General features: G+C 72.0%; 14 protein-coding genes. 3 read left to right on the forward strand and 11 right to left on the reverse strand.

Annotated elements, in window-relative coordinates; translation table 11 throughout:
* Window positions 1–186: 186 nt before the first annotated feature.
* Entirely contained in the window at window positions 187–1167 is a 981-nt protein-coding gene (locus ABZV93_RS20095) for a hypothetical protein (RefSeq protein ID WP_354938226.1), read from the reverse strand.
* 134 nt (window positions 1168–1301) lie between these two features.
* On the opposite strand from ABZV93_RS20095, the gene wecB reads away from it, so the two are divergent.
* Window positions 1302–2498 carry a UDP-N-acetylglucosamine 2-epimerase (non-hydrolyzing) gene (gene wecB, locus ABZV93_RS20100; RefSeq protein WP_354938229.1) on the forward strand — a complete coding sequence of 399 codons (1197 nt, stop codon included), beginning with the start codon at window positions 1302–1304 and terminating at the stop codon, window positions 2496–2498.
* A gap of 33 nt (window positions 2499–2531) precedes the next feature.
* Here wecB and wecC read toward each other — a convergent pair whose 3' ends face one another.
* From wecC to ABZV93_RS20125, 5 genes are all read right to left on the reverse strand, one after another.
* The gene (wecC, locus tag ABZV93_RS20105) at window positions 2532–3800 is read right to left on the reverse strand and encodes a UDP-N-acetyl-D-mannosamine dehydrogenase (protein ID WP_354938232.1); all 1269 of its coding nucleotides are present in this window, start codon (window positions 3798–3800) and stop codon (window positions 2532–2534) included.
* Window positions 3801–3912: 112 nt separating this feature from the next.
* Complete coding sequence (locus ABZV93_RS20110) at window positions 3913–4887, reverse strand: glycine cleavage T C-terminal barrel domain-containing protein (RefSeq protein WP_354938855.1); 975 nt, start codon at window positions 4885–4887, stop codon at window positions 3913–3915.
* Between the two features lie 157 nt (window positions 4888–5044).
* Complete coding sequence (locus ABZV93_RS20115) at window positions 5045–5527, reverse strand: Fur family transcriptional regulator (RefSeq protein WP_354938235.1); 483 nt, start codon at window positions 5525–5527, stop codon at window positions 5045–5047.
* A 61-nt stretch (window positions 5528–5588) separates the two neighbouring features.
* Window positions 5589–6155, reverse strand: coding sequence for an FABP family protein (locus ABZV93_RS20120; RefSeq protein ID WP_354938237.1), 567 nt, complete (start codon window positions 6153–6155; stop codon window positions 5589–5591).
* A gap of 6 nt (window positions 6156–6161) precedes the next feature.
* The gene (locus ABZV93_RS20125) at window positions 6162–6296 is read right to left on the reverse strand and encodes a hypothetical protein (protein ID WP_354938240.1); all 135 of its coding nucleotides are present in this window, start codon (window positions 6294–6296) and stop codon (window positions 6162–6164) included.
* A 404-nt stretch (window positions 6297–6700) separates the two neighbouring features.
* On the opposite strand from ABZV93_RS20125, the gene ABZV93_RS20130 reads away from it, so the two are divergent.
* A complete protein-coding gene (locus tag ABZV93_RS20130) occupies window positions 6701–7837 on the forward strand; it encodes an LCP family protein (protein WP_354938243.1) in 1137 nt (378 codons plus the stop codon).
* A 161-nt stretch (window positions 7838–7998) separates the two neighbouring features.
* On the opposite strand, the gene ABZV93_RS20135 is transcribed toward ABZV93_RS20130, so the two are convergent.
* Window positions 7999–9522 carry a sugar transferase gene (locus tag ABZV93_RS20135; protein ID WP_354938245.1) on the reverse strand — a complete coding sequence of 508 codons (1524 nt, stop codon included), beginning with the start codon at window positions 9520–9522 and terminating at the stop codon, window positions 7999–8001.
* A 190-nt stretch (window positions 9523–9712) separates the two neighbouring features.
* Between ABZV93_RS20135 and ABZV93_RS20140 the strand changes: the two genes are divergently transcribed.
* Window positions 9713–10681: a UDP-glucuronic acid decarboxylase family protein gene (locus tag ABZV93_RS20140; RefSeq protein ID WP_354938248.1), complete on the forward strand. Its 969-nt coding sequence runs from the start codon at window positions 9713–9715 to the stop codon at window positions 10679–10681.
* Between the two features lie 138 nt (window positions 10682–10819).
* On the opposite strand, the gene ABZV93_RS20145 is transcribed toward ABZV93_RS20140, so the two are convergent.
* The 4 genes from ABZV93_RS20145 to ABZV93_RS20160 all read right to left on the reverse strand — a co-directional run bounded on the left by ABZV93_RS20145 (window position 10820) and on the right by ABZV93_RS20160 (window position 13762).
* Window positions 10820–11140 (reverse strand): DUF1416 domain-containing protein, encoded by a 321-nt coding sequence (locus ABZV93_RS20145; protein WP_354938251.1) that lies wholly within the window; start codon window positions 11138–11140, stop codon window positions 10820–10822.
* The gene (locus ABZV93_RS20150; RefSeq protein ID WP_354938254.1) at window positions 11137–11988 is read right to left on the reverse strand and encodes a sulfurtransferase; all 852 of its coding nucleotides are present in this window, start codon (window positions 11986–11988) and stop codon (window positions 11137–11139) included. The genes ABZV93_RS20145 and ABZV93_RS20150 overlap by 4 nt, the downstream gene beginning before the upstream one ends.
* A 174-nt stretch (window positions 11989–12162) precedes the next feature.
* Window positions 12163–12249, reverse strand: a complete 87-nt coding sequence (locus ABZV93_RS20155) for a putative leader peptide (protein WP_354938856.1) — start codon at window positions 12247–12249, stop codon at window positions 12163–12165.
* A gap of 106 nt (window positions 12250–12355) precedes the next feature.
* Window positions 12356–13762, reverse strand: coding sequence for a glycosyltransferase (locus ABZV93_RS20160; protein ID WP_354938257.1), 1407 nt, complete (start codon window positions 13760–13762; stop codon window positions 12356–12358).
* Window positions 13763–13832: the final 70 nt, after the last annotated feature.

A 13832-nucleotide genomic window follows, 5' to 3' on the forward strand; every position in this document is an offset into this window, starting at 1 on the left:
GCGCGCGGGCGCCGTGCCCCCTAGTGCCCCCCGCGGGGGGGGGGGGGGGGCGGCCGGGGGGGGGGGGCGGCGCGCGGGGGGGGGGGGGGGGGGGCCCCCCCGCCCCCCCCCCCCCCCACGACCACCGGCTAGGACAGACCCTGAGCAAGCGGTCAGGGCGAACAACAGGTCCAGGGCGGCCGCCGGTCAGTGCGACTGCCGGCCCCACGGCGTTCGGGTCCAGTGCCGACCGGCGTCGGTGGTGGCCCACACGGCCTCACCCCGGGCGAGGTACGCGCGATCGCCGTCGGCGGAGATGTCAGGGGGGGACCCGCTTCGCGCCTGGTCACCGGTCACGCAAGCTGTCAACTTCCAGTGCCGTCCGCCGTCGGTGGTGCGGACGACCTGAACTCCGTCGCAGCCGGGCACGCCGGTCCGGACGACCAGCCCGGTGCGTTGGTTCACGAAGTCCAGGTCGGCAGCGGCCTTCACCGTCCCCTGGGCGCTCCAGTGCGCACCGCCGTCGCTGGTCGACATCACTCTCCCGTCGTCGCACAGGACGAACGCGCGCCGCGCGGACAGCGTGCTGAACCCGAGCAGGTCGGCGGCCTTCCCGCAGGGGAGGACCACCTCGCCGGTGGGCGCGTGCAGCCGGGGCGCGGGCCTGGCCTCGAGGTACCAGTTGCCGTCGGCGCCGTCCAGCCGGGTCCAGGTCCCGCCGGCGTCGGTGGTGACGTACGTCGCGAGCTTGCGGCAGTCGACGTCCGCACCGATCAGCGAGGTGTTGCGTACGGTCTTGGTCATCACCCGGACGACGACCTTCGCCGACGGGATCTCGGCCTCGTCGAAGGTCCGGCCGCGGTCGGCGGACAGTTGCACCGTCGCACCGCCCCGGCCGCAGGTGCCGGTCGTCGCCCGGGCGACGGCGGCCCCCGCGCCGATGTCGACCAGCGAGCGGGACCGGACGGACGGGCTCGCGGGCGCGCTGGTGGGCGACGTCCCCGGAGTCACCGGGGGTTCCTCCCCCGGCGACGGGGAGCCGGCCGAGTTGTCCGTAACCGAGTTGTCCGTCTTCGAGTTCTGCGTGGCCGTCCCGAGGACCGCCTCACCGGCCGAGTGCCGGATCGCCATCGTGACGAACATCGCGTCCGCCACCACGAGCCCGACCAGTCCGGTGACTGCCACCATGCCCTTCCACCGCATGTGTGGTGCATTCCCGGGATACGAAAACCCGACACCTCGGTCGGCGCGACCGGGTCACCCGCTAGCCTGACCGCCGTCCGGCGGTCATCCGCGTCCGCGCACGCCAGCCCCACGACCGGATGCCCGCGACCCCCACCTCGACGAAGGGGAGTTCCGCGACCGTGGCCCGCGTCATGCTCGTCTACGGCACCCGGCCGGAGGCCATCAAGATGGCTCCCGTCGTCCGGGCACTCGGTGAGTCCGCCACCATCGAACCAGTCGTCGCCGTGACCGGCCAGCACCGCGAGATGCTGGACCAGGTACACGAACTCTTCGGGATCGATCCCGACCACGACCTGGCCATCCTCTCCGCGGGGCAGACGCTGGGGCAGGTGACGACCCGTGCCCTGACCGGGCTCGAGCCCCTCGTCGCCGAGATCGCACCCGACGCGGTGGTGGTCCAGGGCGACACCACGACGACCTTCGCCGGAGCGCTGGCGGCGTTCTACGCGCAGGTCCCGGTGGTCCACCTCGAGGCGGGCCTGCGTACCGACAACCGCTACTCGCCGTTCCCGGAGGAGATCAACCGCCGGCTCACCACCGAGTTGGCGACCCTCCACCTGGCGCCCACACCGGCCAACCGGGCGCACCTGGAGGCGGGCGGCGTGGCGCCGGAGGCGATCACGGTCACCGGCAACACCGTCATCGACGCGCTGTTCGAGGTCGCCGGGCGCCGGCCCGCCTACACCGATCCCGACCTGGCCCGCACCGTCGACGCGGCGGCGGCCACCGGTCGGCGGCTGGTCGTGGTCACCGCCCACCGGCGGGAGTCGTGGGGCGAGCCGATGCGGGGATCCTTCCGGGCCGTCGCCGAGGTGGCCCGGGCGCATCCGGACACCGACTTCGTGTTCCCGGTCCACCGCAACCCGGTGGTCCGGGAGGTGGCGGCGGCCGAGCTCGGCGCCGAACCCAACGTGCTGCGCACCGAGCCGCTGTCGTACGCGGAGTTCGCCCACCTGCTCGGCAGCGCCCACCTGGTGGTCACCGACTCCGGGGGCGTCCAGGAGGAGGCACCCAGCCTGGGCAAGCCGGTGCTGGTGCTGCGCGACACCACCGAACGCCCCGAGGCCGTGACCGCCGGCACCGTCCGGCTGGTCGGCACGGACCGGGAGGCCGTCCGCGACGCGGTCACCGAGCTTCTCGACGACGAGGAGGCGTACGCGGCGATGGCGGCCGCGGTCAACCCCTACGGCGACGGCAAGGCCGCCGCCCGCAGCGTGGCGGCGATCGAGGAACTGCTCGGGCTGGGCGTACGGCTGCCCGACTTCACCGGCTGAACTTCACCGGGCTGAACTTCACCGGGCTGAACTTCACCGGCTGACGCCTCGCCAGGCGCCGCGGGTGTCCACCACCTCGGCGCCGGCGAGGTGCTCGGGCTCGATCCCGGCGAACTCGTCGTGGTCGACCAGCAGGGCGAGCACCCCGGCCTGCTCGAGCGCGGCCGCGGCACCGACCAGCCGCACCTGCTCGTACGCCCTCAGCGCCGCGGGCAGCGCGCGCACGTGCGGCTCCACCACCAGCAGCGGCACGTCCGGCAGCGCGGCGGCCAGGCCGGCCACCACCTCCACGGCGGGGCTCTCCCGGAGGTCGTCGACGTTGGCCTTGAAGGCCAGCCCGAAGCAGGCCACCGGCTCACCCGGCCGGGACCGCGCCGCCTCGGCGATCCGGCGTACGACCTGGGCGGGCCGGTCGTCGTTGACCTCCCGCGCCGTCCGCATCAGCCGGGTGTCCCCCGGTGCCGCCGACACGAGGAACCACGGGTCGACCGCGACGCAGTGCCCACCCACCCCGGGGCCGGGCCGCAGGATCTGCACCCGGGGATGCCGGTTGGCCAGCTCGACGACGTTCCACACGTCGACTCCGAGCCGCTCGGCCACCTGCGCCAGCTCGTTGGCGAAGGCGATGTTGACGTCGCGGTAGGCGTTCTCGGCCAGCTTGGTGAGTTCGGCGGTCCCGGCGTCGGTGAGGTGCAGCTCGCCCTGGGCGAAGATGCGGTAGACCTCCGCGGCCCGCTGCGCGCACGCCGGGGTGATGCCGCCGATCACGCGGTCGTTGGTGACGATCTCGATCATGATCCGGCCCGGGAGCACGCGTTCGGGGCAGTACGCCACGTGCACGTCGACCGGCCCGGCACCACGTTGGTGGGCCAGCACCAGGTCGGGTCGCAACTCCGCGAGCCACTCGCTCACCTGCAGCGTGGTGCCCGGCGGAGAGGTCGACTCCAGGATGACCAGCGCTCCGGGGCGCAGCCGCGGCGCGATCTCCTCGGCCACCGCACGGACGTGGGACAGGTCCGGTCGGCGGTCGCGCTTGAACGGCGTGGGCACCGCGATGATGTACGCCGCGGCCTCGGGCATCCGGGTCGACGCGCGCAGCCGGTCCATCGACACCGCGCCGCTGACCGCCACCGCGAGGTCCGGCTCGACGAACGGCACCTCGCCGCGGTTGACCGCCCGCACCGTGTCGGTGTTCACGTCGACACCGCGGACCTCCACACCCTGGGTGGCCAGCGCGGCCGCGGTCGGAAGACCGATGTAGCCCAGGCCGACGACGGCCACCTTCCCCACTGCTCGTGCCACGACTCGACGCCCCCGGTTCACGACAGGCTCAGCAGCTTCGGACGGCGGCGAGCCTATCCCCAGGGCAGGTCACGACGATGGAGGCGCCTGGGTTCCGTGGTCTGGAGCCCGGTCAGCGGCGCGCCCGCACGTGCAGCCCGGCCTCGGGATCGACCACGACCTCCTGCGCCGCGGCCACGCCGTCGGCCAGGAGCCCTGCCTCGACCGGGACGTTGCGGCGGACCAGGGCCAGCGCCACCGGTCCCAGGTCGTGGTGGCGTGTGCTGCTGGTGACGAAGCCGACCTCGCGGCCGTCGAGGACGACCGGCGTACCGTGGCCGGGTAGCCGGTCGACCGAGCCGTCCAGGTGCAGGAACGCCAGTCGGCGCGGCGGGCGGCCGAGGTTGTACACCCGGGCCACCGTCTCCTGGCCGCGGTAGCAGCCCTTGTCCAGGTGGACCGCGGAGCCCAACCAGCCGACCTCGTTCGGGATGGTGCGGTGGTCGGTCTCGAAGCCGAGCCTGGGCTGGTGGGCGGCGATCCGCAGCGCTTCGTACGCCCACAGCCCGGCGGCCGGGCCGGCCATCTCGGCGTATGCGGCCAGCTCGCCCCGCGGCACGAACAGCTCGCGTCCACCGATCGGGTCGCCACCCCGCCGGACGAGGTGTCCGCCGCTCTCGCCCTCCGCGCGGGGCTCCCACACCACGGCGTACTCCGCGGTCACGTCGGCCACCTCGACCCGCAGCATGAACCGCATCGAGTCCAGGAAGCCGGCCGCCGCGGCGGCGGTGCCCGGCTCGACGTGCATCCAGAACGCCGTGCCGTCGTCGACGCCGTACAGCGCGTGCTCGACGTGGCCGTGCGGCGACAGGACCAGCGTGGTGGTGCCCTCGCCGGGGCCGAGCCGCTCCAGCGCCTGGGTGGTCAGCGAGTGCAGCCAGCTCAGCCGGTCCGGTCCGCTGACCCGCACGACCCCGCGGTGGGACAGGTCGACGAAGCCGGCCCGGTCGCGTTCCAGGCGGCGCTGCTCGATCAGCGGCTCGCCGTAGTGCGCGGCGACGCCCGCGTCCGGGTGTTCGCCGGCCACCGCACCGGGCAGCCCGAGCAACGGGCTCGAGGGTTGGTCCGCGGCGTCCGGCGGCGTCGCGCCCGGCTGGTCGGGCCGGGCGGGCTGGTCGGGTGTGCTGGAGGAGCTGGTCACGCGTTCGAGATTACGACCCGGCTGCCAACCCGGCAGACCGTCGGGGTGTCCCGGGCACTCGCACCTACCCGCGCGGTGGCGGGCAGTCGGCTCCTTCGCGACATTCGGCGCACTGCCCGAAGACCGTCAGGTGGCGTACGTCGGTGTCGAAGGCGTACTGCTCGCGCAGGCGATCGGCGAGCGGCTCGACCGCCTCCGGAGGCACCTCGATCACCCGGCCGCAGCCACGGCACACCAGGTGGGCGTGGTCGGCGGTGGTGGCGGCGTGGTAGGTCGGGGCACCGTGGCCGAGGTGGGCGTGCGAGACCAGGTCCAGCTCCTCGAGCAGCTCGAGGGTGCGGTAGATCGTGGACATGTTGACGCCGCGCGCCTTGCGCCGCACCGCGGTGAGGACCTCCTCGGGGGTGGCGTGCACAAGATCCTCGACCGCCTCCAGCACCAGCTGGCGCTGCGGGGTCAGCCGGTACCCGCGGGCGCGCAGTTCCTCGTGCAGCGCGCCGGCGGCAACGGCATCGTGGCCGTGACCGTGGTCGTGCGATTCGCCCATCAGATCGAGTCTAGGCTCGGCGGCAGCGGGCAGCGGCCCTCGCGGCGCGAGCCGTCCGGGGTCAGTCACCTTCCGGAGCGGGCGGCGCCACCTCGGGCGCGGCGGCCGCCGATCCCGGAGCCCCGGCGCGTTCGAGCTTGCCCCACAGGTGCGGCTGCAGGCTCTCCCCGCGCGCCGCCATGTCGAACGTCCACATCAGTGCGCCCTGCACCAGGCCGTACAACCGCTGGCCGCCGGAGTAGTCCTTCGCGGTGGTCGTGCGCGCCACCAGATCGGTGGCGAGCTCGATCTTGGCGCCGTCGATCCGGCCGTACCACACCTCGGCGTAGCCGGTGGGATGTGCGAGCACCACCTCCAGGCCGTGGTCGGGCTGCGGCCGCCAGAAGCCGGTCTCCATCGCCAGCGGACGGACCGCGGTGCCCTCCTCGTCCAGCAGCCAGGTGCGGCTCGTGTAGTAGAGGAACGCCTTGCCGTTGTGGCTGAAGACGACCTCCTGACCGAACGTGAACGGCTCGATCGTGGGGTAGTCGCCGTGCCCCTTGCCCTCCCAGCGGCCCAGGAGGAAGGCCAACTGGACGCAGTCGGGGTGCAGATCGCCGGGGATCTGGAACGGCGCCGGCGTCGACAAGACGGATCAACTCCCGTTTCGCTGGTCGGTGTCCTGCGCGCGCCGGGGGCGGCGGAGCAGGCTGCGGAGGACGTACGCCCCGAGCACGCCGACGGCGAGCACGAGTACGAGCAGCACCGCCACGAACGCCGCCTCCCACACCCGCCAGAGTCTAGGGTCCTGCGGGGTCGGTGCCGCGGGTGCGGTCCGACCGAGCCCGCGAGGGGCGAACGTGGAGCCCGTGACGTGCCGGGAGGCGACCCGGGGTCGACAGACCCGGGACGGCCCGGACAAAATGGACTTCGGGACGAAGCCGGGGCAACTGACGCCTGTCGTCGTACGAAGTGGGGCCGACCCCACCCGCCCGTAGGATTGCTCGGCCGGCAGGTGCGACTTCGTCCGCGAAGCGGGGTATCCCCGTTCCAAGACAACCGGGGCAGCCGGTCGCGCGTCAGTGCTGTCGGGGTTCCTGTTTTCGGGGACACCGTCGACAGACGCTGAGCGCGTCGAGTCAAGCCGGGGCGGACGTCCGCCACTCACGGGGTACGAGGACATCAGGGACGCTAATGAGTGACTACCGCACCGACGACGGGTTGCGTTCGATTCGCCTGCACGAGGACGAGGACGGTCCCCCCGACCGCCGGGCCGCCGGGCATCGCCGGAAGTCGAGCCGCACCAAGACCACGCTGCTGATCCTGCTGTCGCTGGTCCTGATCCTGGGCGGCGGCGTCGCGCTGACCGGCTACCTGCTGTCGGAGAAGTTCGGCAACCAGGTCTCGCGGGTCCCCGCGTTCTCCCAGCTGCCCGAGGCCGAGCGGCCCAAGAAGCCGGTGAAGGGCGCGCCCGGCGCGGACGCGATCAACATCCTGCTCGCCGGCAGCGACGCCCGCACCGACGACGCCAGCGGCGGCACCACCGGCGCCGGCAAGGGCAACGCCTGGGAACGCCACGGCCAGCGCAGCGACACGATCATGGTGTTGCACATCACCGGCGACCGGAAGTCCGCCTACCTGATCTCGATCCCGCGCGACTCGTGGGTGGAGATCCCCGGCCACCGGCCCAACAAAATCAACGCCGCCTACTCCTTCGGCGGCCCGCCGCTCTACATCCAGACCATCGAGAAGCTCACCGGGCTGCGGATCGACCACCTCGCGGTGATCGACTGGACCGGCTTCAAGGCACTCACCGACGCGCTCGGCGGCGTGCAGCTGACGTTCCACCAGGAGACCCGCTTCGCCAGCGGAAAGATGTACCCCCCCGGCCAGCACACGCTGTCCGGTCAGGATGCGCTCGACTACGTGCGCGAGCGCCACCACCTGGCCAACGGAGACTTCGGCCGGATGCAGCGCCAGCAGAACTTCCTGCGGGCACTGATGCGGCAGACCCTGTCCAACGGCACGCTGACCAACCCGCTGAAGCTCGGCCGGGCGATGGACGCGATCACCAACAACCTCTCCGTCGACGAGGAGTTCAGCACCGGGGAGATGCGTTCGCTGGCCCTGGAGATGAAGGACCTGCGGCAGAGCAACGTGACGTTCATGACGGCGCCGTACAAGGGCACCGGCATGCAGGGGAGCCAGTCGGTCGTCTACCTCGACAAGGCCAAGGACGACGCCCTGTGGAAGGCGATCCGTGACGACCAGGTCGGCGAGTGGCTGAAGACCACCGGTCGCGACGACGTGCTCGGCGAGCAGGTCCGCTGACGCGGGATCACCACCGCGGACACGACCGGCGTACGCAAAGCCGGTCGTACGCAAAGCCGGTCGTACGCATGTCGATGAGAGAGGGCCTTCCCGGTGCGCGAGCCGCGCGGGGAAGGCCCTCGCTCGTTCCACTTCCGCGAGCGGACCGGCCGGGTAGTCGGTCAGTACGCGCCGTTGCGGCTGAGCACCGCGCCGACCGTCTTCGCGAGGATCACCAGGTCGGCCGACAGCGACCAGTTCTCGACGTAGTAGAGGTCGAGGCGCACCGAGTCGTCCCAGGAAAGGTTGGACCGGCCGGAGACCTGCCACAGGCCGGTGATGCCGGGCCGGACGAGCAGCCGGCGGCGTACGTCCTCGGCGTAGGCGTCGACCTCCGCCGGCAGCGGCGGCCGCGGGCCGACCAGGCTCATCTCTCCGCGGAGCACGTTGAACAGCTGCGGGACCTCGTCCAGCGACAGCTTCCGGATCACCCGGCCCACCCGGGTGATGCGCGGGTCGTTACGGATCTTGAACAGCACCCCGTCGTGCTCGTTGGCCGCGCGGAGCTCCGCCAGCCGCTGCTCGGCGTCGACCACCATCGAGCGGAACTTGAAGCAGGTGAACTCGTTGCCGTGGACGCCGACCCGGGTCTGGCGCAGGATCACCGGCCCGCCGTCGTCGCACTTGATCGCCAGCGCGATCGCGAGCATCACCGGCGCGGCGACGATGGTGATGAGTCCGGCGCCCACCCGGTCGAAGATGTTCTTCACGATGCGGCGCGCGCCGGTGAACTCCGGCTCCTCCACGTGCAGCAGCGGCAGGCCGGCCACCGGCCGGTGGTGGATGCGCGGGCCGGCGACGTCGGTGAGGCTGGGCACGACCACCAGGTCGACCCCGAGGCCCTCCAGCGACCACGACAGCCGGCGCAGCAGCCGTGAGGAGCGGCCGGGCAGCGCGCTGACCACCACGGTGTCGGCGCCGGAACGCTCCACGGCGGAGCGGACGTCGTCGAGGTAGCCGTAAATCGGCAGGCCCTCGTCGGCCACCTCGTCGCCCGGGTCCTTGGACAGCCGCGGCAGACAGGCGCCGACGACGGAGAACCCCATCTTGGGCTCGCGGCGCATCACCTCGAGCAGTTCGGCCACGCCGGCCGGCATGCCGACCAGCAGGACCCGGTGGACCAGCCGGTCGCGCGCCCGCAGCCGGTGCAGGACCTTGCGGGCGCTGAAGCGTCCGGCCACCAGGAGCACGGCGCCGATGGGGAACGCGAACCCCAGGAAGCCGCGGGACAGCTCGATCTTGGCGAGGTAGCAGACGATCGCGATCAGCCCGGCGGTGAGGACGCTGGCGCTCAGCACGAGTTTGTACTCGTCCGCGCCGGAGCCGAACGTACGACCGGAGTAGCCCCCGCGTACCGCCAGGACGGCGATCCACACCACGGCGACCATCACCACGACGGCGGAGTAGGGCACTCCGCTGAGGTTGGAGCCGCGCCATCCACCGGCGATGTAGGTGGTCGGCTCGCCGAACCGCGAGACGGCGGCGAGCAGCCCCGCGCAGAGGATCAGCACGGTGTCCAGCACCATCACCACCGTGGCGAACCACGCCATGCCCCGGGCGGTGGCCCGGCGATCCGGCAGCGGTGCCGTGGTGCCGGGTACGGCCCGGTCCGTGAGCGTTTCGTCGAGTTGCTTCAGCGTCACCATGTGTTTGTCGTCCGTCCCCCCGAGCGTCTTCTGCGTATTACGTACCACGGGGCTGATTGGTTGCCGGCGAATCGGCGCAACCGCGGGGACATCATGACAGGCCACTCATATCGCCCGACCCGAAATACCCGTCCTCACCGTAGTCCCCCAGGCAATACCATTCGACATCAGATCGGGTAAGGGGAACGAATTGCGACAAGTCGGGTATCCGAGCACGAAGCGCAGGGCCGTGGTCACCGGCGGTGCCGGCTTCCTCGGCAGCCACCTGTGCGAAAGGCTGCTGGCCGACGGCTACGAGGTCGTCTGCCTGGACAACTTCCTCACCGGACGACCGGAAAATGTCGCACACCTTCTGCCCCACCAGGCGTTCCGGCTACTGCGGTGCGACGTGACCGACTACATCCACGTCGGCGGGCCGGTCGACCTGGTGCTCCACTTCGCATCCCCCGCCTCGCCGATCGACTACCTCCAGCTCCCGATCCAGACGCTGAAGGTCGGCTCGGTCGGCACCCTGCACGCACTCGGCCTGGCCAGGGACAAGGGCGCGCGCTTCGTCCTCGCCTCCACCTCCGAGGTGTACGGCGACCCGCTGGTCCACCCGCAGGAGGAGGAGTACTGGGGGAACGTCAACCCCGTCGGGCCACGCGGGGTCTACGACGAGGCGAAGCGGTTCGCCGAGGCGCTCACGATGGCCTACCGCTCCGCCCACGGGCTGGACGCCGCGGTCGTACGCCTCTTCAACACGTTCGGGCCCAGGCTGCGGCCCGGTGACGGCCGGGCCATCCCGACGTTCGTCCGCCAGGCACTGAAGGGCCAGCCGCTCACCATCGCCGGAGACGGCTCACAGACCCGTTCGATCTGCTACGTCGACGACACGGTGGAGGGCATCCTCGCGATGGCCCACACCGACCACCCGGGCCCGGTCAACCTGGGCAACCCCCACGAACTGTCCGTGCTCGACCTCGCCCGGTGGATCCGCGACCTCACCGGGTCGGACTCCGAGCTCGCGTTCGTTCCCCGCCCGCAGGACGATCCACGCGTGCGCCAGCCGGACATCTCCCGCGCCCGCGACCTCCTCGGCTGGGAGCCGAAGGTCCCGGTCGAGGACGGCCTCCGCATGACCATCGAGTGGTTCCGGGCCCACCCCGAGCTGGTCTGACCTCGACCCGCACTGCCGGAGACGCCTCGCGGGGCGCCCCGGAACCCGGTGGGCGGTGACCCGCCGGGAAAGGGACGCCCCGCGAGGGCGTGCTGCGTACTCTGTTCGGTTTCTGCGTTCGGCGTTGTCGCGCCGGACTCAGGCCGGGGTGAGCGCGAGCTCGACCTCGGCGATCTTGCCGAGCTCTGCCTCCACCGAACCCTCCGCCGTGGCACCGCGCGGCGCGAGCGCCCGCACCGTCCAGGTGCCGGGGCCGGCGAAGAAGCGGAACACGCCGTCGGCGTCGGTGGGGACCTCGGCGGTGAACTCACCGGACCCGTCCAGCAGGCGCACGTAGGCGCCCGACACCGGGCCGGCGTCGGCGCGGACGACGCCCTGGATCACTGCTTCCTTGGCCAGGTTGACCCCGGCCAGAGCGGCGCCGCCGGTGGGCGCGCCGCAGCTGTCGTTGGCACTCATGAGGCATCTCCAGGCTGGTCACCGAGGGAAACGGGGACACCCACGAGGGAGCCGTACTCGGTCCAGCTCCCGTCGTAGTTCTTGACGTTCGGCTGCCCGAGGAGCTCGTGCAGCACGAACCAGGTGTGCGAGCTGCGCTCGCCGATCCGGCAGTAGGCGATGGTGTCCTTGCCGAAGTCGACGCCGGCCTTGCCGTAGATGTCGCGCAGCTCGTCGTCGGACTTGAACGTGCCGTCCTCGTTGGCCGCCTTGCTCCACGGCACGTTGACCGCGGTGGGCACGTGGCCGGCCCGCTGGGCGACCTCCTGCGGCAGGTGCGCCGGGGCGAGGAGCTTGCCGGAGTACTCGTCGGGCGAGCGGACGTCGACCAGGTTGAGCTGGCCGATGGCGTCCACGACCTCGTCGCGGAACGCGCGGATGGACAGGTCGGGGTCGGAGGCGACGTACTGCGTGGGGGCGTACGAGGGCACGTCCTCCACCAGCCCGCGGCTGTCGAGCTCCCACTTCTTGCGGCCGCCGTCGAGCAGCTTGACGTCCTGGTGGCCGTAGAGGCGGAAGTACCAGTAGGCGTAGGCGGCGAACCAGTTGTTGTTGCCGCCATAGAGGATCACCGTCTGGTCGTTGCCGACGCCGCGGGACGACAGCAGCTTCTCGAACTGCTGCTTGTCCACGAAGTCGCGCCGGACCTTGTCCTGCAGGTCCTCACGCCAGTCCAGCTTGATGGCGCCCTTGATGTGGCCCTTGTCGTAGGCGCTGGTGTCCTCGTCGACCTCGACCAGAACGATGTTGGGGTCGTCCAGATGCTCTTCCACCCATTCGGCGGAGACGAGGACGGAGTCACGGCTCATGCGGAAACCTCCATGCGAGCGGTTGTGGGACGTTTGCCGCAGAGCGCGGCGGGTCAGCATTCGGGGCGCGGGCCGCCCTGGATCGTCAGGGGGCACTGCGGACGGCGTGAGGTCCAAACCGGGGTGACTGCTCGGCACGGGGTGCGAGCGACGGAAGGAGCGGACGGCCGTCGGTCAGGAGGCCGGACACAAACAGGTCGAGGTGCGGCAGTTGTCCACCGCACGGCGCTTGGTCAACAGGGTCCTCCGCAGCACGAGCATCAGCGTACGGACCTGGCCCGACCCTGTCACGGACGTCTCACATGATGGGAATGCCGGTCAAGTGGTGAGACGTCGGTCGGCGGTCCCAAGGACGGGCCCCCACTGGTCAGGCGATGAGCCGGCGCGACCGGAACGGGCCGCGCCGCTCGCCCCGTGACAGCCGGGTCGCCGACCCCGCCCGGCGTACGGCCTGGCCGTAGATCGCGGCCATCCGCCGGGCGTACTCCGACGGCGAATTATGCCGGGCCCGGCGCCGCGCCTCCTCCCCCACGTGCGCCCTGCGCACCGGGTTGGTCAGCAGGTCCTCCAGCGCCTCGGCGTACCGCATCGGGTCCGGGCCGGCGAGCACACCGGTGCCCGCCAGCGGCCCGGTGGAGTACAGCGCCTCGTCGGCGAGCACCGCCGGCAGCCCGGCCAGCGCCGCCTCCTGGACCACCAGCCCCTGCGTGTCGGTCAGAGACGGGAACGCGAACACGTCGCTCGCGGCGTACGCGGCGGCCACCTCGGCCGGCGGCAACTGGCCGGTGAGGACCACACGGTCGGCGATACCGGCCTGTTCCAGCAGCCGCTGCACCCAGCGGGGCTCGTACACCGCGCCGACCAGCACCAGCCGGGCCGCGGGGACGACACCGCGCAGCCGGCCGAACGCGTCGGTCAGCAGGTCGATGCCCTTCTCGCGGTTGACCCGCCCGACGAAGACCACGACCGGCTCGTCCGGCCCGATGCCGTACCGCCGGCGAAACTCCGGGCCCGCATCGGCCGGAACGTCGTGCAGGGAAACACCCGTGGGCGCGACGTAGATCCGGTCGTCGTCGATCGGCAGCCGGCACCGGGTGAGAATCGCGGAGGTCGGTACGAGCACGGCGTCTGCGTCGGCCAGCAGCAGGCCGGTGCCCGCGTCGACCAGGGCGTCGCGGCGCGCGGTGCGGTCGGCGCCGTGCGGCAGCTCCAGTTTGGGTGAGCCCAGCCGGCGGGCGTAGCAGCGCAGAACTCCCTCGATCACCGGAGTCGGCAGGCGGTACGCGTCGGCGTACGCCCGCAGATCGGTGTGGTACGTCTGCACCAGCGGCAGGCCGAGCCGGCGCGCGGCGAAGATGCCCAGCAGGCCGACCGGACCGGGCGTGTGCACGTGCACCACGTGCGGCAGCCAGTGCGCGACCCGCTCCACGTGCCGGCTGCGCGGCCAGGCCGCCAGCCGGAACTGTGCCACCCCGCACGGCAGCGACCGCAGCCGCAGCAGTTCCTCGTCCGCGGGCTGGTCGGGGTGCCGCGGCACCACCAGCAGGCTCGAGTGGCCGAGTTCGGACATCGCGGCGGTGAGCGACTGCAGCGAGGTCACCACGCCGTCCCGGCGCGGGAGGTAGGTGTCGGTGAAGTGCGCGACCCGCAGCGTCGGCCTGGCCGTACGGGCCGCGGCGGCCGGATCGAGCGCGATCACCGAGGCGAGGTCACCCCGCGCGGACGGACGGCCGCGGCGGAAATGACGTGCCCCGATCATTGGGCGGAGGTCCATGGACCGGCTCCTTGTGTCGGCCTGCGTGACCCGGACGATTCGGGACATCATGACCCAGACCCCACGGCTG

This window comes from Actinopolymorpha sp. NPDC004070 (assembly GCF_040610475.1).
Lineage (GTDB): Bacteria > Actinomycetota > Actinomycetes > Propionibacteriales > Actinopolymorphaceae > Actinopolymorpha.

What these genes read in the sequence shown, in the direction of transcription:
- ABZV93_RS20095 (WP_354938226.1), bottom strand. Translation starts at nt 1,167, where the DNA reads ATGGTGGCAGTCACCGGACTGGTCGGGCTCGTGGTGGCGGACGCGATG.
- wecB (WP_354938229.1), top strand. Translation starts at nt 1,302, where the DNA reads ATGCCCGCGACCCCCACCTCGACGAAGGGGAGTTCCGCGACCGTGGCC.
- ABZV93_RS20115 (WP_354938235.1), bottom strand. Translation starts at nt 5,527, where the DNA reads ATGGGCGAATCGCACGACCACGGTCACGGCCACGATGCCGTTGCCGCC.
- ABZV93_RS20130 (WP_354938243.1), top strand. Translation starts at nt 6,701, where the DNA reads ATGAGTGACTACCGCACCGACGACGGGTTGCGTTCGATTCGCCTGCAC.
- ABZV93_RS20135 (WP_354938245.1), bottom strand. Translation starts at nt 9,522, where the DNA reads ATGGTGACGCTGAAGCAACTCGACGAAACGCTCACGGACCGGGCCGTA.
- ABZV93_RS20145 (WP_354938251.1), bottom strand. Translation starts at nt 11,140, where the DNA reads ATGAGTGCCAACGACAGCTGCGGCGCGCCCACCGGCGGCGCCGCTCTG.
- ABZV93_RS20150 (WP_354938254.1), bottom strand. Translation starts at nt 11,988, where the DNA reads ATGAGCCGTGACTCCGTCCTCGTCTCCGCCGAATGGGTGGAAGAGCAT.
- ABZV93_RS20155 (WP_354938856.1), bottom strand. Translation starts at nt 12,249, where the DNA reads ATGCTCGTGCTGCGGAGGACCCTGTTGACCAAGCGCCGTGCGGTGGAC.
- ABZV93_RS20160 (WP_354938257.1), bottom strand. Translation starts at nt 13,762, where the DNA reads ATGGACCTCCGCCCAATGATCGGGGCACGTCATTTCCGCCGCGGCCGT.